Genomic DNA, 18176 nt, shown 5'->3' with positions numbered 1-18176 from the left:
CGCCGGGCGGCTCGTTTCGTTCCTGCGGTCAGGCCGCTACCGGCGACTTCTCCGGAGTCTTTGCGGCCGAGGCCTTTTCGACCTCGTTGAAGCCGGGCCGGCCGCTGCCGATGAAGGCGACCAGCCACGACAGCACCGCGGCGAAGCGGTTGCGGAAGCCGACCAGGTAGTAGATGTGCACCGCGAGCCAGGCCACCCAGGCGATCAGGCCGGTGAACTTGACCTTGTCGTTCAGCTTGGTGACCGCGCTGAAGCGGCTGATCACCGCCATCGAGCCCTTGTCCCAGTACTTGAACGGAGTGGCCGCGGGCTTCTTGCCGCGAATGATGTCGGCGACGTGGCGGCCCTCCTGCATGGCCACCGGCGACTGGCCGGGGTAGCCGTTGAGGTAGGTCATGTCACCGATGGCGAAGATGTCGGCGTGGCCGCCGACGGTGCAGTCGGGATTGATGAGCAGGCGGCCGGCGCGGTCGGTCTCGCAGCCGGTGGCCTCCGCCAGCACCCGGGCGAAGCCGCCGGCCTGCACGCCCGCCGACCACACCACGGTCTCGGCGGCGATCCGGCGCTCCACGCCGTCCTTGCTCTTGACGGTGACCTTGCCGTCCTCGATATCGGTGACGAAGGTGTCGACCAGCACCTCGACGCCGCTGCGCTCCAGCGACTCCTTGGCGTATTCCGACAGCCCCCCGCCGAAGGGCGGCAGCACCACGCCCGCGCCCTCCACCAGGGTGACGGTGTCCTCCTGGTGGTAATACCTCTTCGCGAGCTCCTTCAACTGACCGGCGACCTCGACGCCGGTCGCGCCCGCGCCGACCACCACGAAGCTCAGCAACCGGCGGCGGGTCTCGGGGTCGGCATCCTTGGCCTGCTCGAAGACGCGCTGGATCTGCGCGCGCAGGTTGCGGGCGTCGTCGATGGTCTTGAGCGAGAACGTCTTGTCCGCGAAGTCGTCACGGCCGAAGTACGACTGGCTGGCGCCGGTGGCGGCGATGAGCTTGCCGTACCGGATCCGGCGCGGACCCTCGGATGTCTCATAGGTGAGTACCGCATCGGCGGCGTCGATGGCGGTGACCTTGCCCAGCCGCACCTCGCCGTTCTTGTGGTTGCGCAGGATATTGGCCATGGGAGGCGCGATCTCGTCCGAGGCCAGCACACCCGTCGCGACCTGATAGAGGAGTGGCTGGAAGAGGTGCTCGGGCGTACCCGAGATCAGGACGTAACGGACACCCGACTTGTTCAACTGCTTCGCAGCGGCGAGACCACCGAAGCCCGATCCGACGATGACGACATCGGCGGTTTCGATACCCGCCTCCACGTACTGCATGACTGCTCCCTTCCGTCATGACTAACCGTGATTCGGAACGCGGTTGTTCCACGTGTCAGGGCGCATAATCAAGATGACTCTTATCTACGTTGATCATGAATTGGAGAATGCCGTGGAGCTGCGCCAACTGGCCTACTTCGTGGCGGTCTGTGAGGAGCTGAGCTTCAGCCGGGCCGCGAGCCGATGCTTCATCTCGCAGTCGGCTATCAGTCATCAGATCGCCCGGCTGGAACGCGACCTCGGCGTGAACCTCTTCGAACGGTCCACACGCTCCGTCGTCCCGACCGACGCGACCACTCGGCTACTTCCCCTTGCGAAGCAAATGCTGAGCCTCGAATCGGCCATTCGCGCAGCTGTGCGGGCCTCCGGGCCGCGCATTCGCTTGGCGGCTAATATGAGCTTTGCAACTAGATCACTGTCCGCCATCGCGGGCGCGCGCGAGGCGCACCCGGGCGCGGAGATCGAATTCGTCATCAAGCCCTTCCGGCAGCGCATCCAGGCGGTGGCCGACGGCGACTGTGATCTTGCCCTCATCCGGGGCAGTGTGGACCAGCCGGGGCTGACCGTCGAGAAGCTCTGGGACGAGGATCCGGTCATCGCCACCTCCACCGCGCACCCGCTCGTCACGCGCGGCGGCGATGTCACCCTCGCGGAATTGGGGGCCTATCCCCTGCTGCTCCCGCCCGAGTCGGAACAGGTCCTGCTCCACAATGTGGTGCGGGCCGCCTTCGCCGACCTCCCCACCGGGCCGGTCTTCGGCCCGCCCATCCCGCCGGACCACACCGCCACCATGGAACTCATCAACCGGCCCGACGCCTGGACCATCCTCTACGCCGACAGCCAGACCGAGGGCATCGCCACCCTGCGGCTCACGGGGCACCCGCTGCGCATCCCGGTCTCGGCCGTCACCCGCAGCGAGGGCCGCACGTCCCCCATCGTGACCACCCTGCTGGCGGCGCTGCACTGCGCGTGACCCACCACTCCTAACCGGGATGCGCGGCTGCGAACTCGGCGAGACCGGCCGCGAAGGACTCGAACATCGGAGTCAGCATCGACCGCACGAACCGCGCCTCGACCGGAGCGAGCGCCGGTGCCGGATCCAGGTGGACCTGCCAGGTCAGGGTGCAGTGCCCGGCGTCGATCGGCGTGAACGAGATGTCCTCGATCATGCGGCGGGCCAGGGGAATCGACATGGCGTCCGCGCCGAAGGTGAAGCGCGCGGCCGGTTCCCAGGCCAGAAAGCGTTCCCGCACAGTGATCCAGCGTAGGTGGATATCGCGGATCGCGCCCGCGGCACGGGCATTCGAGTACCAGGTGGTAGCGCGATAGCCGTTCGCCCACTCGGTCTGCCCCTCCCCCGCGGCGAGGATCTCGAAGGTGCGCGCCGCCGAGGCCGCCACCGTGCGCTCGCTGTGCAGGTGCAGGCGCATGGCATCGATATCGCCGAGCTCGCTCGGGCGCAGCGCGAACATCATTTCGACCCCACCAGACGCCTGGTCACGCGGATGGTGGTGCGGCGCGGCAGGATTCGCGGCAGACCCGACGAGACCGCATTGGCGGTGCCGGACACGGTGCTCGGCGGCGGGTTGCGGCGATCCAGGGCCCGCAGGGCGGTGGCCACCACCTGCTGTGGTGTCTGCCGGCTGCCGACACTCGCCGCTTCGCCTGCCACATCGAAGAATTCGGTGTCGGTCGCGCCCGGGCAAACCGCCAGCGCGGTGACGCCCGACCCCTCCAGTTCGCCCCACAGCGCCTCGGTGAAGGAGAGCACGAAGGCTTTGGTCGCGCCGTAGACGGCCATGAACGGAATCGGCTGGAAGGCCGCGGTCGAGGCGATATTGACGATCACCCCGCGATCGCGGGTCACCATGGCCGGCAGTGCGGCGTGGGTCAGCTCGGCCAGCGCGGCCACATTCACCGCGATCTCCGCACGGACCTGGCCGGCCGCATGGTCGGCCAGCGCGCCGTGGGTGGCGAAACCCGCGTTGTTGATCAGGATGCCGACGGGATGCAGCGGATCGGCGCAGACCTCGGCGACCCGCGCCACACCGGCCGGATCCGCGAGGTCCGCGGCGAGTACGCGCACCGAAACCCCGTGCGCGACTTCCAATTCCTTCGCCAGGTCCCGCAGCCGCGGCTCGCGCCGGGCCACCAGGATCAGATCGCAGCCGCGGGCGGCCAGGGCGGCGGCGAAGGCCGCGCCGATACCGCTGCTCGCGCCGGTGACGACCGCGGTCGCCGGGTACCACTCGGTCATTTCTCCTCCTAGGTGAACAGGTGTTCAGCTATGTATACTTAACAGCTGTTCAGTCATCTCTGTCAAGGAGGACTTCGTGCCGGGTACCCGACAGCGCCGAACCCGCGGCGAAGGCGAGCGGCTGCGCGCCGAACTCGTCGCCGCGGCCATCGACCTGCTGCTCGAACCACAGCCGCTGCCCGCGCCGTCACTACGCGCCATCGCCCGCGCCTGCGGCGTCGCACCCAGCGCCGTCTACATGCACTTCGCCTCCCAGGACGCGCTGAACTACGCGGTGATCGCCGAGCTGTTCGGCCGGCTGCGCGCCGACCTCGACGCCGCCGACCCGGAAGCCGCGAGCCCCGCCGAACGACTCGACGCCCTGCTCGGCGCCTACCTGACCTGGGCCGAAAACCACCCGGGCGCATATCAATTGCTGTTCGAGCGGCCCGATCCGCTCGACACCGAGGGCGAGGGCCCCGGCCTGGATCTGCTCGACCGCCTCGCCCGGCTGCTGCCCGATGCCGACCCGGTGCCCGGCACCGACCCACAGGCCCGCCACGCCACCGCCCTGCGCATCTGGTGCGCCGTGCACGGGGTGGCCTCCCTGCGCATCCACAAACCGAGCGCACCGTGGGCCGCGACCGCCCGCGCCGACGCCCGGGCGCTGGTGGCGGGCCTCGCCGGACTGCCCGCCGGCACCTGACCACCGCGCGAAAGCCGCGGCGGCCGAATAGCGCCGACACACCCGGCGGAACCGAATTACGCTGGCATCGTGGGGCAGGAGAATATGCGGGCCTCCGACCGGGACCGCGAACAGATCGTCGACCGGCTGCGCGTGGCCGTGGGCGAGGGGCGGATCACGCTGCACGAATTCGACGAACGGTCGCAGCAGGTGTACTCGGCCCGGACCTACGGGGAACTGGCGCCGATCATGTCCGACCTACCGGTCCCACGGGGTCCGGGGCGACCCGTGGGCCGTCCCGACGACGGCGGCAGCGTGCCGGTCTGGGTCAAGATCATCTGGGCGCCATGGGTTTTCGTGAATCTCTTCGGCCGCCGCGATCAGGCCAACACCGCCGCGACCGCGAGATGCAACCGCAGGTCCGCGGGCTCCTCGTCCTCGACGGCCCACACGATCTCCTCCATCGACCGCATGAACGCCCAGGCACGTGCCCGATCGGCGCGGACGGCCAATCCCGCGGCCGTCCGCTCGACCACCTCCCGGGCATGGTCCGGCGTCGGATCGCTCTGCACCTGAATCATGATCAGGAACCCAGCATCGAAGGCCGCCTCCCCCAGATAAGCCTTCGGATCGATGAGCAGCCACGGCTCCCGTTCCGCCGCAACGATATTCCCCAGATGGGTATCCCGATTCACCACCAGCAGCGGCCCGTCCGGCACCGCCAGCTCACCACACCGCTCCGCCGCCCGATTCAGCAGCCGAGCCGGAATCACCTCCGCGACACCGTCTTCCGGCTCGAGAAACATCCCCTCCCACCCCGCCACCATCCCGGCGGCAGTCGGCAACTCCGGAAAACCCGCCGGAACCACCACCGGCTCCCGCCGCAGCCTGCGATACAACCCGCACGCCTGCTCGACCTTGCCGATGTTCTCCGGCCGCCCTTCGAGACTCGGGAACCCGGGCTGATACAGCAGTTCCGTCCCCGGCCGCGCCCATTCGAGCAGCATCGCCCCGGTCTCGGGATCGAACTCGTACAGCCGCACCGCCCCATCCCCGCCATAGCAGTACAGCCCGGCCGGCTCCCCATGGTTCTCCTCGTCGACCACCGGCACCTTCAGTACCGCGACCGAGCCGTCGGTTCGCCGCACCGGTGAGACCCACGAATGCGTCCCGCCTCCGAAGCTGTCCCCGATGATCTCCAGCCCCCAGGCCGCACACCGCTGCTCCACCACCCCCGGCAGCGCGGCCAGCCACCGCGACCCGCGCTCCCCGAAACTCCCCGCGATGTTCTCGGCCACCTCCGGCGGCAATGAGATCGGCATCAGGCCACCCTGCCCCAGACCGCCGAGAACCGGCAAACCATTTCGTATGAAAATGATTCGCACCCGAGGTCGCCGCCAGGTTCAACGACCAGCTCCTACTCGGGGTCTCCTACCGCGACAACGACACTCTCCTCGCGGCCGACGGATACCTCCCCACCGCCGCCGTCGGCGACCGGCTCCCCCGCGCCCGGCTCTCCGACGGCCGCTCCGTCCTCGACCTCATCGGCCCCGGCCGCGTCCTCCTCATCGGATCCCAGCTCCCCCGGCAACTCCGCACTGTCTGCGATCTCACCCCCTGTGCCGCTCTCCTCGTCCGCCCCGACGGCCAGATCGCCGCCCGCGTCTACTGCTGACCACGACTCCGAGGCCGTAACCGATTGCGGCGCATCATTTTCGGCTGCCGGTGGCGGGGCGGATTCGGTCGGCTCGGCCGGGGCGCTCGCGGCCGGGTCCGGTGTCACCGTCTGCGGCACTTCGGGAAGCGGGGTCTCGTGGACGGTTCGCCAGAGGTGGGTGCGGCCGTCGGTGACCAGCACGGCCGTGACGATCCGGTGACCGGTCCGCGCCGCCCCCACCCGGTTCTCGGCGACGAATCGGACCACGATCAGCTGCCCACTGCGCGCGACCTCCGCCACCTCGGAGACCTCGATCTCCATCCCCGCCAGCGCATTCCGCGCCGACCAGATCCCCGCCAGGAACGCTTCCCGATCCACCGCCTGCCCGGTGGTCACCACCGAGGTGAACCGCTCGTCCAACGCCCCGGAGATGCGGTCGAACACCTTCGGCGGCGCATCCGACCCCAGCCATTCGGCGAGGTCGAAATGCAGTGCCGCGACGATCTCCGACAGCTCGACGCCATCCGCACCGAAACCGGCCGTCTCATCAGACTTCTCGGGAGCAGGCTCCCCGGCCCGCCATCGCCGAGGATCGAATCGCCTACGCACCGGGCAAGCCTGCCCGACCCTCGTCATCCCGGCAACCGTAGCGGTCCGCGAGCCGCATGCCCCCGAAACTCGAATGTCCCCGGCCGCTGCGGCCGGGGACATTCGAGTTTGCCTGCGCTGCAAAGGCAGCGGCGGGCGACTAGCCCTTGTGGGCCTTCACGGCCTCGGTGAGCTGCGGGGCGACGTTGAACAGGTCGCCGACGATGCCGTAGTCCGAGATCTCGAAGATCGGGGCCTCTTCGTCCTTGTTGACGGCCACGATGGTCTTCGAGGTCTGCATGCCGGCGCGGTGCTGGATGGCGCCGGAGATGCCGAGGGCGACGTACAGCTGCGGGGAGACCGTCTTACCGGTCTGACCGACCTGGAACTGGCCCGGGTAGTAGCCGGAGTCGACGGCGGCACGGGACGCACCGACGGCGGCACCGAGGGCGTCGGCCAGCGGCTCGACGACCTTGCCGAAGTTGTCGGCCGAACCGACACCACGGCCACCGGAGACCACGATCGCGGCCTCGGTGAGCTCGGGGCGGTCGCCGCCCACGTTCGGCTCACGCGAGACGACCTTGACGACGCCCTCTTCCTGCGCGGGCAGCTCGACGGCGACCTTCTCGCCGGCGGCGGCCTGCGGGGCGGCCTCGATGGCGCCCGGGCGCACCGAGATCACCGGCACGTCGCCGGTGGCCTTGGCGTCCACGGTGAACGCGCCACCGAAGATCGAGTGCTGCACCGAGCCGTCACCGTTCACGGCGATGGCGTCGATGAGCAGACCGGAACCGATGCGGGCGGCCAGGCGACCCGACACCTCCTTGCCCTCCGCGGTGGCGGCGACCAGGATCGCGGCCGGGGCGGCGGACTCGGACAGGCCGGCGAGCACGTCGACCTTGGGGGTGACGAGGAAGCCCTCGGCGTCGTCGCCCTCGGCGACGTAGATCTTCTCGGCGCCGGCGGCGGCCAGGGCGTCGCCCAGCTTGTCGGCGGTGCCGGCCGGGCCGACCACGACCGCGGCCGGGGTGCCGAGCGAGCGGGCGGCGGTGAGGAGTTCGGTGGTCACCTTCTTGGGCGCACCGTCAGCGTGCTCCACGAGCACCAGAACTTCTGCCATTTTCTCTATCTCCTGAAAGTCGTTGGGCTCGGGGGGCTTTAGATGATCTTCTGGCCGACCAGGTAGGTGGCGATCTGGTTGCCGCCCTCGCCCTCGTCGACGATCTTCTCGCCCGCCGTGCGCGCCGGCTTCGGGGTCACACCGGTCACCTGGGTGCCGGCGTTCGCAACGCCCACGGTCTCCGGGTCGACGCCCAGATCCGCCAGGGTGAAGGTCTGAACTTCCTTCTTCTTGGCGGCCATGATGCCCTTGAAGGACGGGAAGCGCGGCTCGTTGATCTTCTCGGTGACCGAGACGATGGCCGGAAGCGTGGCCTCGAGCTTGAACACGCCCTCGTCGGTCTCCCGCTCGCCGGCGATGCGCTCACCGTCGACGGTCAGCTTGCGCAGGTGGGTCAGCTGCGGCAGGCCCAGGTACTCGGCGATGATGGCCGGAACCGCACCGGCGCGACCGTCGGTGGCCTCGTTGCCCGCGATGACCAGCTCGATGCCCTCGATCTGGCCCAGCGCGGCGGCCAGGATGTAGGCGGTCTGCACGGCGTCGGAGCCGTGGATGGCCGGGTCGTTGATGTGGATGGCCTTGTCCGCGCCCATGGACAGGGCCTTGCGGATGGCCTCGGTGGCCCGATCGGGGCCTGCGGCCAGCACGGTGACCTCGCCGCCCTGCGCCTCCTTGATCAACAGCGCCTCCTCGACGGCGCGCTCGTTGATCTCATCGAGGATGGCGTCGGCGGCCTCGCGGTCGAGGGTGTAGTCACCGCTGGTCAGCTTGCGCTCGGACCAGGTGTCGGGAACCTGCTTGATCAGTACGACGATGTTCGGCATTGGTCTTCGTCGACCTCCTGTTCTGGTGGCACTGGGTGTGGCGGTCGCACGAGATCGTCACGTACGTCCACAAGTAGCTCGTCCGGGAGATTACCCTACGTTAAGTTACTCGTGGGTAACTTAGCGTGTGACTTTCTGCATCGGCTGATCCGGTCGCGGGTGTGATATGGACAACCGCTAACGTCGGAGCAATGAGCGAGGCCGTGAGTCCTGTTGAAAACCCCACCGATCCCTTGCCTTTGACCGGTGAGCGGACGGTGCCCGGCATCGCCGAGGAGAACTACTGGTTCCGGCGGCACGAGATCGCCTACGTGCGCATGCTGGAGCACTGCGCGGGCAAGCTCGTGCTCGAGGCCGGCAGCGGAGAAGGCTACGGCGCCAATATGATCGCCGACGTCGCCGCGCAGGTCACCGGCCTGGACTACGACGACAGCGCGGTCGCGCACGTGCGCGCCAAGTACCCGCGGGTGCGGATGGTGCAGGGCAATCTGGCCGCGCTGCCCCTCGACGACGCCTCGGTCGACGTCGTGGTGAACTTCCAAGTGATCGAGCACCTTTGGGACCAGGCGCAGTTCCTGCGCGAGTGCCTGCGGGTGCTGCGGCCCGGCGGCAAGCTGCTGATCTCCACCCCCAACCGGATCACCTTCTCCCCCGGGCGCGATACGCCACTCAACCCTTTCCACACGCGTGAGCTGAATGCCGCCGAGATGACCGAGCTTCTCGTCGAGGCCGGTTTCACCGTGGAACTGATGGCGGGCATCTTCCACGGGCCCGAACTCGTAGCGCTGGACGCGAAGTGGGGCGGGTCGCTCATCGACGCGCAGATCGAGCGGGCGCTGGCGGGCGAGCCGTGGCCGGCGGAGCTGGCGGCGGACGTGGCCGCCGTGCGCATCGACGATTTCGAACTGGTCGCCGACACCGAGCGGGATATCGACGCCAGCCTGGATCTGCTGGCCATCGCGGTGAAGCCGTGACGGACAAGCTTTCCCCGGTGCCGGGCCAGTTCACGCTGGTCCTGCACTCACATCTGCCGTGGCTGGCCCATCACGGGCGCTGGCCGGTCGGCGAGGAGTGGCTGTACCAGTCGTGGGCGGCGTCCTACCTGCCCGTGGCGAAGGTGCTGAGAACCCTTGCGGCCGAGGGCCGTTCGCACCTGATCAGCCTGGGGATCACGCCGGTGCTGGCGGCGCAGCTGGATGATCCGCACTGCCTGAAGGGCATGCACCACTGGCTGGGCAACTGGCGGCTGCGCGCCGACGAGGCGTCCATGGCGGGCAATACCGCGCTCGGCGGGCACGAACACCGGCTCGCCGCAACGGCTCTCGACGATTTCGAGACGCGCTGGATGCACGGGGCCTCGCCGGTGTGGCGCGAGCTCATCGACGCCGAGGCCATCGAATTGCTGGGCGGGCCGCTGTCGCATCCGTTCCAGCCGCTGCTGGATCCGCGGCTGCGCGAGTACGAACTGACCGAGGGCCTGGCGGACGCGCGGGCCCGATGGGGGCACACACCCTCCGGCATCTGGGCCCCCGAGTGCGGGTTCACGCCCGGGATGGAACGGACCTACGACAAGGTCGGCATCTCGCACTTCATGGTGGACGGTCCCGCGCTGCGCGGCGACACCACGCTCGGGCGGCCGGTGTGGGATTCGGATGTGGTGGCCTTCGGCCGCGACCTGACGGTCAGCTACCGGGTGTGGTCGCCGAAATCCGGGTACCCGGGGCAGCCCTTCTACCGTGATTTCCATCACTACGATCACGCCACCGGACTGAAACCGGCGCGCGTCACCGGCAAGACCGTCGCGGGTCCCGACAAGGCCCCCTACGATCCCGAACTCGCCGCCGCGGCCATCGAGAAGGACGTCGCGGACTTCGTGGCGACCGTGCGGGAGCGGCTGATCTCCGAGTCGGAACGGATCGGTCGCCCGGCCCTGGTGGTGGCCGCGTTCGACACCGAACTGTTCGGGCACTGGTGGCACGAGGGCCCGCAGTGGCTCGAACAGGTGCTGCGCGCACTGCCCGAAGCAGGGGTCACCGTCGGCACGCTCGCCGATGCGCGGGCCCGTGGTTACGTGGGCGAACGCGTCGAATTGGCCGACTCCTCCTGGGGTTCGGGCAAGGACTGGCGGGTGTGGGCCGGGGACCAGGTCGCCGACCTGGTCGAGCTCAACGCCGAGGTGGTGCGGCTGGCCCTGGACACCCTCGACAAGATGCGGGTGGACGCCGGATCGATGCACAACGACCGATTCGGGCTCCGTGACACGGTTGCCGACCAGCTGCTGAGAGAGGCGATCCTCGCCGTCTCCAGCGACTGGGCGTTCATGGTGTCCAAGGATTCCGCCGCCGGATACGCGCGTGACCGCGCCCATGAACACGCCCACGCCGTGCGCGAGATCGCCGCGGCGGTCGCGGCCGGGCAACTCGCCAAAGCGGGGCAGTTGGCGGCAGGATGGTACGCGGCCGACGGACTCTTCCCCGCGCTCGATGCGCGCAGGCTCGGCCCCGCTTCAGAAGGACCCGCATGAAGATCTTGATGGTGTCGTGGGAGTACCCACCCGTCGTAGTCGGTGGGCTGGGCCGCCACGTGCATCACCTCGCCGTCGAACTGGCCGCGGCCGGGCACGAAGTCGTCGTGCTGGCGCGCCGTCCGATGGGCACCGACGCCACCACCCACCCGACGCACTCCTTCATCGAGGAGGGCGTGCTGGTGGTGGCGGTGGCCGAGGATCCGCCGGCGTTCGATTTCGGCGAGGACATGCTGGCCTGGACGCTGGCCATGGGCCACGCCATGGTGCGGGCCGGGATCGCATTGAACAAGCCGGGCATCGGCGAGGGCTGGACGCCCGATGTGGTGCACGCCCACGACTGGCTGGTCGCGCACCCTGCGATCACCCTGGCCGAGTACTACGACGTGCCGCTGGTCTCGACCATTCACGCCACCGAGGCGGGCCGCCACAGTGGCTGGGTCTCGGGACGGGTGAACCGGCAGGTGCACTCGGTGGAGTGGTGGCTGGCGCACGAATCCGACGCGCTGATCACGTGTTCGGAGTCGATGAAGGACGAGGTGCACCGGCTCTACGGCGCCGAGAAGGTGCCGATGACGGTGATCCGCAACGGTATCGACGTGGGCGCGTGGACCTTCCGCGAGCGCGCGCCGCGCTCCGGGCCGCCGCGACTGCTGTATGTCGGCCGCCTCGAATACGAGAAGGGCATCCAGGACGCCATCGCGGCGCTGCCGCGTATCCGCAAGGCGCACCCCGGTACCACCCTCACCGTCGCCGGTATCGGCACCCAGTTCGATTGGCTGCGTGAGCGGGCCCGCGCCCATCGCGTCTCGCGCGCGGTCAGCTTCGTCGGCAAGCTCGACCACACCGATCTGCTCGGCTGGCTGCACAGCGCCGACGCCATCGTGCTGCCCAGCCGCTACGAGCCGTTCGGCATCGTGGCGCTGGAGGCGGCGGCGGCGGGTACCCCGCTGATCACCTCCACCGCGGGCGGGCTCGGCGACCTGGTCACCGATGGCGTCACCGGCGCGTCCTTCGAACCGGCCGACGTGAACGGCGTTGCGGAAGCGGTCATCTCGGTCCTCGACGACGCGACCGCCGCACAGGAGCGCGCCTGGGCCGCCCGCGAGCGGCTCACCGCCGACTTCGCGTGGGACGTGGTGGCGCAGGAGACCGCGCTGGTCTACCAGGGCGCCAAGCGCCGGGTCCGCAACCCGGTCGGCCGCCCGGTCATCTCGGAACGTCCACTGCCCGAACGGGATCCGAACCAGCCGTACTGAGCGGCGCCGGTCGGATTCTCCCCCGGACACGTCTGCGCCTCGAATTGGAACGAGTTCTAATTCGAGGCGTTTCCTTGCCGCGCCGGTCAGTTGAACGGACAGCCCGGATTCGGAGCATTCTCCGACAGGGGACTCCCCGCGGGCAGGACATAAAGCACATCCAGAATCTGCGCCTCGGCGCCCAGATTACGTTCCAGATGCACATTGCCCGACCCGGCCCGCTCCACGAATGCGGTCCCCGCCCCGCCGACCTGATCCACCGCGCAATCCGAGTCGTAATGACTCAGCTGCCCCTGTCGCAGCACCGCGTACAGCGTCCCATCGTGGTAGTGCCAGCCGGTGGAACCGCCTGGCGCAATGGTGATTTCACGCAGGATGTAGTCGGTGTCGCCGATGGTGGTCCGCGAGATGATCACCCCGGTGACCCCATCGGAGGGCGTCGCCTGCGCGGTCGCGGCGAGCGAGGCCACCAGCGCGCAGGACGCCAGACCGGTCAGCACAGCTCGAAAACCGACAGTCACCCGGCCACGGTAGCGCGCACGGGCCCGCACCGCAGCCGATGCGCGGTTCAGTTCTCCTTGACGATCGGACGAATACCCAGGTCGCGGGCGGTGTCGACGAAGGCGCGGACGGCGGCGTTCTCGGCGGCGGTCAGCCAGACCAGCGCCCATTCCGTGAGGGGCGCGTCGACGATCGGGACATAGGCGATGTTCGGCGGGGTATAGGTCCAGGCGACGTGGGCGTTCATCGGGGAGACGACGGCGCCGGACATGATCAAAGGAAGGATCTCGAAGAAGGACGCCGCTTCGGGGCCGCGGGCGATCGGGACGCCGCTGGGCGTGGTGGCGGGCAGCATGCCTTCGGCCCAGTACTTCGGGACATTGCCCAGACTCGGGAAGACACATTCGGCGAGGTCTTCCATCGTGAGCGAGGCGCGGGCGGCGAGTTCGGAGGTGGTCGTGGTGGCCAGGACCCGCCCCTCGGTCATCAGCACCGGTCCGACGGTGAGGTCCGGTTCCCGGACGGGCAGCCAGATCAGGCCGAGGTCGACCTCCTTGGCGCGCAAGGCGGTGAACGGTTCACTGTGCGGGAAGTCGACCAATTCGATTGCGCAGTCGGGGTATCGGACGTTGAAGGCCTCGATGACGGGGCGCAGGTACAGGCCCAGGATGCTCATGACGGCCACCCGCAGGGTGCCCTGCACGCTGCGGCTCGCGGCGCGGGCGCGGGTGAGTCCGGTGTCGATCAGACTCTGCGCCCGCTTCAGGTCCTCGTACAGCTGACGCCCGATCGGTGTCAGGCCGACCGAGCGGGACGTGCGCTCGAACAGCGTGGCCTGAACCTGCCGCTCCTGCTTCTTGATCGCCTGACTGACCCGGGCCGGGGTGATTCGCAGCTTCTCGGCGGTTCGGCCGAAATGCAGTTCCTCGGCCAAGGTCACGAAGATCTCGATGTCCCGCAACTCCACAACGATCTCCGCTCGGTAGCTCCGCTCACCAGCATTCGATGAACGAAGCCAGTGTAACCCATAACAGAGCGCTTGCTCTGTTATGGGCGGCGCACAGCCCCGCCCGGTCCCCGCCGCGGCGCGTTCGTAAACCTCTGACTTAACCGACCTTTCGATCTCTGTCGTTGTTCCCACCTGCGGAAACTCCGAAGCTTGGAACTGTCGCCGAACACGGTGACCGAACCCAGAGGAGGGAGTGGGGGCATGAAGATCCTCGGCGCGGCAATCACCTTGACCGTCTCCGACCCCGCGGCATCGAGCGAGTTCTTCTGCACGCATCTCGGATTCCACGCCACGGTGACGAACGAGGACTTCACCTACCTCGAACGCGACGACCTGGACGTGGAAATCGTGCTGCGGCACCGCGATCCGGAAAGACCCCCGGCGACCGCGGGCCCCGGGCCCAGTGGCGTCGAACTGTCCTTCGACGTGCCGAACCTCGCCGCCGAACAGGATCGGCTGCTCGACGAGGACGCACCCGTCACCACACCGCTGCGCCGCGAAGCCGGCGGCCTACTGCGGCTCCGGCTCACCGACCCGAACCAGGTCGACGTCCAGCTGACCGAGTGGACACCCCCCGCCGGCTGCCCGCCAGAAGATTGACCCGAGAAGAGAATTCGATGGATACGACACAGATTCCGGTGGCAGCGACGCCGGACCCGACCATTCCCCGCGATCCCCGGCGCTGGTGGATTCTGGTGGCGCTCTGCCTGGCCACGATCATCCTCGTCATCGACAATATGGCGCTGTCGGTGGCGGTGCCCGCCCTGACCGAGGACCTGCACGCCAGCGCCCAGGACATGCAGTGGATCCTGGACTCCTACCTGCTGGTGTTCGCCGGGCTGCTGCTCACCTCCGGCAGTCTGTCGGATCGATTCGGGCGCAAGCGGATCCTGACCATCGGCCTGGTGCTGTTCGGTGCGGCTTCCGCGGTGGCCACGCTGGCGGCGAGTCCGGGCGAGCTGATCACCGCCCGCGTGGTCATGGGCATCGGCGGTGCGCTCATCATGCCCGCCGGATTGTCCATCGTGATCAATCTGTTCGTCACCGAGGAGCGGCACCAGGCCATGTCCGCCCTGGGTGGCGTGAGCATGCTCGGGCTGATCGGCAGCCCGGTCCTCGGCGGCCTGCTCATCGACCGATTCTGGTGGGGCGCGGTCTTTCTCATCAATATCCCGATCGTGATCGTCGCCCTGGTCGCGGTGGTGACACTGGTGCCCGAATCACGCGGCCCGTGGCGGCGACCCGACCCGCTCGGCGCGGTGCTGTCCGCCATCGGCATGGTCGCGCTGGTCTGGACGATCACCGAATTGCCCGCGGACGGACTGCATTCCACCGGTACGTTCCTCGCGCTGCTGGTCACGATCGGCAGCCTGGTCGCGTTCCTGGTGTGGGAATCGCGCATCGACCACCCGATGGTGCCGTTGCGGCTGTTCCGCGATCGCGATTTCGCCGGCGGCAGCGTGGCGCTCACGCTGGTGCAGATCGGCAATGGCGGGTTACTGCTGGTCCTCACCCAGTATCTGCAGTTCGGACTCGGGTATTCGCCGCTGCGGGCCGGTACCGCCTTCCTGCCCATGGCGATCGCGGCGCTGGTGGCCAGCGGGGCGGGCGCGGGGCTCGGGCCCAAGGTCGGCAATCGCATGCTGACCGTGATCGGCATGCTGATCATGGCGGCCGGGTCGCTGCTGCTCGCGACGCTGAACGCGGACAGCGGCTTCGGGATGGTCTCGGTCGCCCTGATCGTCTTCGGACTGGGTGGCGGGCTGGCCATGCCCGCGGCCATCGCCACCATCACCGGTGCGGTGCCACCGGAGCAGGCCGGGGTGGGGTCGGCGCTCAACGACACCATTCAACAGTCCGGCGCGGCGCTGGGCGTCGCGGTGCTGGGCAGCCTGGTGTCGTCCGTCTTCGCACACAAGATGCCCGAGTCCGCACCCGCGGCGGCCTGGCATTCGCTCGGCGACGCGCTCGCCATCGCGGCGCGCACCGGCGACCACGGATTGGCGCACACCGCCCGCGACGCCTTCGCGGGCGCGATGTCGGTCAGCTTCGGGGTGAGCGCGCTGGGCGTGCTGGCCGCGGCGGTGCTGGCGCTGGGCGTGCTGCGCGGCCGGCAGCCCACACCGGCTGCCGAGGCCGATCCGGAGCGCGGGGACACCGTGGCCGCGAACGTGTCAGCGGCGTATCAGGTCGACATCAGCCCGGCCCGCGAGGGTCTTCCCCAGCAGAACTCAGCAGCAGACCAGTACTGATCGGAAAGGAATCCTCCCGATGTTCGCTCTACTCGGGCGCATTGCCGTCAATCACCCGTGGAAGGTGATCGCCCTCTGGGTCATCGCCACCATCGCGGTGGTGGGGCTGGCGCCGAAGCTCACCGCGACCACCGACCAATCCTCGTTCCTGCCTTCGCATTACGAGTCCATTCAGGCGATGGAACTGCAACAGCGGGCATTTCCCGACGATGTGACGCCCGCGGCGCTGATCGTGGTGGAACGCGCCGACGGCGCCGCGCTCAGTGCGGACGACGCGGCGCGCGTCACCACGGTGGCGACCGACCTGAGCAGTCGCAATATCAAGGGCGTCAACGGAATTCAGGCGACTCCCCCGGCGGCGAACCGCTCGATCCAGGTCATCGCGGTGCAGATGACCAAGACCACCGACCCGAGCGACAAGACCCAGACCGATGCCGTGAAGGAGCTGCGCGACGCACTGCACGGGCAGGTGTCGGGCACCGAGCTGAAGGCCGGAATCACCGGCACCGCGGCGCAGACCCTGGATCAGACCGAATCCGGCAACAAGGGCATGGCCATCATCGGCATCGCCACCGTCGTACTGATCTTGGTGCTGATGCTCGTCATCTTCCGCAGCCCGGTGATCGCGCTGCTGCCGGTCATCACCATCGGCGCCATCTCGAGCACCGTCGGCGGCCTGATCGCCATCGTCGCCCACGCCTTCGACCTGAAGGTGGACAGCTCGGTCAACTCGCTGCTGACCGTCGTATTGTTCGGCGTCGGAACCGATTACATCCTGTTCCTGATGTTCCGCTACCGGGAGCGACTGCGCGCCGGTGAGGATCCCAAGACCGCCATGATCAGCGCGGTCACCCGGGTCGGCGAAGCGATCACCTCCGCCGCGGGTGCGGTGATCATCGCCTTCCTCGCACTGACCCTGTCCTCGCTCGGCATGTTCCGCGCGCTGGGCCCGGCGCTGGCCATCGCCGTCGCGGTCGCCATGCTGGCGGGGCTGACCCTGGTCCCGGCCATCGTCTCCAAGCTGGGCACCAAGGTGTTCTGGCCGTCCAAGGCCTGGCAGCAGGAGCCGAAGGGCACGGTGTTCGCCGCACTCGGCCGCGGTCTGGGACGCCGGCCGGGCGTCTTCGCCGCCGCCGCGGGCGCGGTGCTGGTGGCCCTGGGTGTGGCCGCCTTCGGCTTCCACCCGACCTTCGACATGAGCTCCGCATCCACCTCCGATACGACCGAATCCACCGTCTACAGCAAGGAACTGCTCAAGGGCATGCCGGCGGGCGCCACCCAGCCGTCGCTGGTCTACCTGCACTCGGACGCTGCCCTGACCGGCGCGCAGCTCGACTCCTATCGGACCGCGCTGACCGCCACGCCCGGCGTCGGGCAGGTGGGCGCGCCGCGGGTCTCCGCCGACGGTTCGATCGCCGAATTCCAGGTGACCCTCACCTCCGAGCCAACCTCCGATGCCGCACTGGCCACGGTCCGCGGGCCGCTGCGGGACAGCGCGCACGCGGCGGCGCCGGCCGGGAGCAGCGCCTACGTCGGCGGCATGTCCTCGGTGCTGGTCGACTTCAAGGCCGCGATGAACCACGACTACAAGATCGTGTTCCCGGTGGCGGCCATCCTCATCGCCCTGGTGCTCGCACTGTTGCTGCGCAGCGTCGTCGCACCCTGGTACCTGATGGGCGCGGTCGGCCTCGGCTTCGCCGCCACCCTGGGCGCGGCGGTGCTGGTATTCCAGCGGGCCCAAGGCAATTCGGGCCTGATCTTCTCGCTGCCGATCATCATGTACATGTTCGTCATCGCCCTGGGCACCGACTACAACATCCTCATGGTGGCCCGGCTGCGCGAAGAGGCCGCCGAGGGCCGGGATCCGCGGACCGCGGCGGCGCTGAGCCTGCGCCACACCGGCCCCACCATCGCGGCGGCCGGCGTCATCCTGGCCGGTACCTTCGCCTCGATGATGCTGGCGGGCAATTCGATGCTGGCGCAGATGGGCTTCGCCATCTCCTTCGGCATCGCTCTGTCGGCCTTCGTCATGGCCATGTTCTTCACCCCCGCGGTGACCGCCCTGCTCGGCCGCAAGGCTTGGTGGCCGGGCCGGATCGGCGCCCGGCGGGATGTCATGGCCGCGCTGGACGACCAATCCGATTGGCAGGCAACGCAGAACAGCTACATCCGCTGATCCCGGACCCCTTGGATGCCT

The 18176-nt window shown here is 68.8% G+C and carries 17 protein-coding genes and 1 pseudogene; 9 read left to right on the top strand and 9 right to left on the bottom strand.

Annotated elements, in window-relative coordinates; translation table 11 throughout:
* Positions 1 to 28: 28 nt before the first annotated feature.
* Complete coding sequence (locus ABZV44_RS12540; protein ID WP_354835187.1) at positions 29 to 1324, bottom strand: NAD(P)/FAD-dependent oxidoreductase; 1296 nt, start codon at positions 1322 to 1324, stop codon at positions 29 to 31.
* Positions 1325 to 1436: 112 nt separating this feature from the next.
* Between ABZV44_RS12540 and ABZV44_RS12535 the strand changes: the two genes are divergently transcribed.
* Positions 1437 to 2297 carry a LysR family transcriptional regulator gene (locus tag ABZV44_RS12535; RefSeq protein ID WP_354835356.1) on the top strand — a complete coding sequence of 287 codons (861 nt, stop codon included), beginning with the start codon at positions 1437 to 1439 and terminating at the stop codon, positions 2295 to 2297.
* A gap of 10 nt (positions 2298 to 2307) precedes the next feature.
* Here the strand turns inward: ABZV44_RS12535 and ABZV44_RS12530 are convergent, their stop codons facing one another.
* Positions 2308 to 2799 carry an SRPBCC family protein gene (locus tag ABZV44_RS12530; RefSeq protein WP_354835185.1) on the bottom strand — a complete coding sequence of 164 codons (492 nt, stop codon included), beginning with the start codon at positions 2797 to 2799 and terminating at the stop codon, positions 2308 to 2310.
* Positions 2796 to 3581 (bottom strand): SDR family oxidoreductase, encoded by a 786-nt coding sequence (locus ABZV44_RS12525; protein WP_354835183.1) that lies wholly within the window; start codon positions 3579 to 3581, stop codon positions 2796 to 2798. Before ABZV44_RS12525 ends, ABZV44_RS12530 begins: the two co-directional genes overlap by 4 nt.
* 76 nt (positions 3582 to 3657) lie before the next feature.
* On the opposite strand from ABZV44_RS12525, the gene ABZV44_RS12520 reads away from it, so the two are divergent.
* Both ABZV44_RS12520 and ABZV44_RS12515 read left to right on the top strand, forming a co-directional pair.
* Positions 3658 to 4266 (top strand): TetR/AcrR family transcriptional regulator, encoded by a 609-nt coding sequence (locus ABZV44_RS12520; protein WP_354835181.1) that lies wholly within the window; start codon positions 3658 to 3660, stop codon positions 4264 to 4266.
* An 84-nt stretch (positions 4267 to 4350) separates the two neighbouring features.
* Positions 4351 to 4497 (top strand): annotated as a pseudogene (locus ABZV44_RS12515) (DUF1707 domain-containing protein); the annotation flags it as partial.
* A gap of 128 nt (positions 4498 to 4625) precedes the next feature.
* Here ABZV44_RS12515 and ABZV44_RS12510 read toward each other — a convergent pair.
* The 4 genes from ABZV44_RS12510 to ABZV44_RS12495 all read right to left on the bottom strand — a co-directional run bounded on the left by ABZV44_RS12510 (position 4626) and on the right by ABZV44_RS12495 (position 8434).
* On the bottom strand, positions 4626 to 5567 hold the full coding sequence (locus ABZV44_RS12510) for an aminoglycoside phosphotransferase family protein (RefSeq protein ID WP_354835179.1): 942 nt from the start codon (positions 5565 to 5567) through the stop codon (positions 4626 to 4628).
* Positions 5568 to 5662: 95 nt separating this feature from the next.
* Positions 5663 to 6538: a hypothetical protein gene (locus tag ABZV44_RS12505; protein ID WP_354835177.1), complete on the bottom strand. Its 876-nt coding sequence runs from the start codon at positions 6536 to 6538 to the stop codon at positions 5663 to 5665.
* Positions 6539 to 6650: 112 nt separating this feature from the next.
* Positions 6651 to 7610, bottom strand: a complete 960-nt coding sequence (locus ABZV44_RS12500) for an electron transfer flavoprotein subunit alpha/FixB family protein (RefSeq protein WP_354835175.1) — start codon at positions 7608 to 7610, stop codon at positions 6651 to 6653.
* A gap of 38 nt (positions 7611 to 7648) precedes the next feature.
* Positions 7649 to 8434, bottom strand: coding sequence for an electron transfer flavoprotein subunit beta/FixA family protein (locus ABZV44_RS12495; protein ID WP_326309084.1), 786 nt, complete (start codon positions 8432 to 8434; stop codon positions 7649 to 7651).
* A 191-nt stretch (positions 8435 to 8625) separates the two neighbouring features.
* Here ABZV44_RS12495 and ABZV44_RS12490 point away from each other — a divergent pair, with 191 nt between their 5' ends.
* Genes ABZV44_RS12490 through ABZV44_RS12480 form a run of 3 tightly spaced genes read left to right on the top strand, consistent with a single transcriptional unit; the run spans position 8626 to position 12217 of the window.
* The gene (locus ABZV44_RS12490) at positions 8626 to 9408 is read left to right on the top strand and encodes a methyltransferase domain-containing protein (protein ID WP_354835173.1); all 783 of its coding nucleotides are present in this window, start codon (positions 8626 to 8628) and stop codon (positions 9406 to 9408) included.
* Positions 9405 to 10958, top strand: a complete 1554-nt coding sequence (locus ABZV44_RS12485; protein ID WP_354835171.1) for a glycoside hydrolase family 57 protein — start codon at positions 9405 to 9407, stop codon at positions 10956 to 10958. The genes ABZV44_RS12490 and ABZV44_RS12485 overlap by 4 nt, the downstream gene beginning before the upstream one ends.
* Complete coding sequence (locus ABZV44_RS12480; RefSeq protein ID WP_354835169.1) at positions 10955 to 12217, top strand: glycosyltransferase family 4 protein; 1263 nt, start codon at positions 10955 to 10957, stop codon at positions 12215 to 12217. Before ABZV44_RS12485 ends, ABZV44_RS12480 begins: the two co-directional genes overlap by 4 nt.
* 86 nt (positions 12218 to 12303) lie before the next feature.
* Here ABZV44_RS12480 and ABZV44_RS12475 read toward each other — a convergent pair whose 3' ends face one another.
* Both ABZV44_RS12475 and ABZV44_RS12470 read right to left on the bottom strand, forming a co-directional pair.
* On the bottom strand, positions 12304 to 12738 hold the full coding sequence (locus tag ABZV44_RS12475; RefSeq protein ID WP_354835167.1) for a cupin: 435 nt from the start codon (positions 12736 to 12738) through the stop codon (positions 12304 to 12306).
* Positions 12739 to 12785: 47 nt separating this feature from the next.
* On the bottom strand, positions 12786 to 13685 hold the full coding sequence (locus ABZV44_RS12470; RefSeq protein ID WP_354835165.1) for a LysR family transcriptional regulator: 900 nt from the start codon (positions 13683 to 13685) through the stop codon (positions 12786 to 12788).
* A gap of 243 nt (positions 13686 to 13928) precedes the next feature.
* On the opposite strand from ABZV44_RS12470, the gene ABZV44_RS12465 reads away from it, so the two are divergent.
* The 3 genes from ABZV44_RS12465 to ABZV44_RS12455 are packed head-to-tail and all read left to right on the top strand — an operon-like array spanning position 13929 to position 18155.
* Complete coding sequence (locus ABZV44_RS12465; RefSeq protein ID WP_354835163.1) at positions 13929 to 14327, top strand: VOC family protein; 399 nt, start codon at positions 13929 to 13931, stop codon at positions 14325 to 14327.
* Between the two features lie 17 nt (positions 14328 to 14344).
* Positions 14345 to 15979, top strand: coding sequence for an MFS transporter (locus ABZV44_RS12460; RefSeq protein WP_354835161.1), 1635 nt, complete (start codon positions 14345 to 14347; stop codon positions 15977 to 15979).
* Between the two features lie 19 nt (positions 15980 to 15998).
* Positions 15999 to 18155, top strand: coding sequence for an MMPL family transporter (locus ABZV44_RS12455; protein ID WP_354835159.1), 2157 nt, complete (start codon positions 15999 to 16001; stop codon positions 18153 to 18155).
* Positions 18156 to 18176: the final 21 nt, after the last annotated feature.

This window comes from Nocardia sp. NPDC004860 (assembly GCF_040609015.1).
In the GTDB taxonomy this organism is placed as follows: domain Bacteria; phylum Actinomycetota; class Actinomycetes; order Mycobacteriales; family Mycobacteriaceae; genus Nocardia.
The sequence above is the reverse complement of the archived record's forward strand: the minus strand, read 5'-3'. Positions and strand labels throughout refer to the sequence as shown.

What these genes read in the sequence shown, in the direction of transcription:
- ABZV44_RS12540 (WP_354835187.1), bottom strand. Translation starts at nt 1,324, where the DNA reads ATGCAGTACGTGGAGGCGGGTATCGAAACCGCCGATGTCGTCATCGTC.
- ABZV44_RS12530 (WP_354835185.1), bottom strand. Translation starts at nt 2,799, where the DNA reads ATGATGTTCGCGCTGCGCCCGAGCGAGCTCGGCGATATCGATGCCATG.
- ABZV44_RS12525 (WP_354835183.1), bottom strand. Translation starts at nt 3,581, where the DNA reads ATGACCGAGTGGTACCCGGCGACCGCGGTCGTCACCGGCGCGAGCAGC.
- ABZV44_RS12510 (WP_354835179.1), bottom strand. Translation starts at nt 5,567, where the DNA reads ATGCCGATCTCATTGCCGCCGGAGGTGGCCGAGAACATCGCGGGGAGT.
- ABZV44_RS12505 (WP_354835177.1), bottom strand. Translation starts at nt 6,538, where the DNA reads ATGACGAGGGTCGGGCAGGCTTGCCCGGTGCGTAGGCGATTCGATCCT.
- ABZV44_RS12500 (WP_354835175.1), bottom strand. Translation starts at nt 7,610, where the DNA reads ATGGCAGAAGTTCTGGTGCTCGTGGAGCACGCTGACGGTGCGCCCAAG.
- ABZV44_RS12495 (WP_326309084.1), bottom strand. Translation starts at nt 8,434, where the DNA reads ATGCCGAACATCGTCGTACTGATCAAGCAGGTTCCCGACACCTGGTCC.
- ABZV44_RS12490 (WP_354835173.1), top strand. Translation starts at nt 8,626, where the DNA reads ATGAGCGAGGCCGTGAGTCCTGTTGAAAACCCCACCGATCCCTTGCCT.
- ABZV44_RS12480 (WP_354835169.1), top strand. Translation starts at nt 10,955, where the DNA reads ATGAAGATCTTGATGGTGTCGTGGGAGTACCCACCCGTCGTAGTCGGT.
- ABZV44_RS12465 (WP_354835163.1), top strand. Translation starts at nt 13,929, where the DNA reads ATGAAGATCCTCGGCGCGGCAATCACCTTGACCGTCTCCGACCCCGCG.
- ABZV44_RS12460 (WP_354835161.1), top strand. Translation starts at nt 14,345, where the DNA reads ATGGATACGACACAGATTCCGGTGGCAGCGACGCCGGACCCGACCATT.
- ABZV44_RS12455 (WP_354835159.1), top strand. Translation starts at nt 15,999, where the DNA reads ATGTTCGCTCTACTCGGGCGCATTGCCGTCAATCACCCGTGGAAGGTG.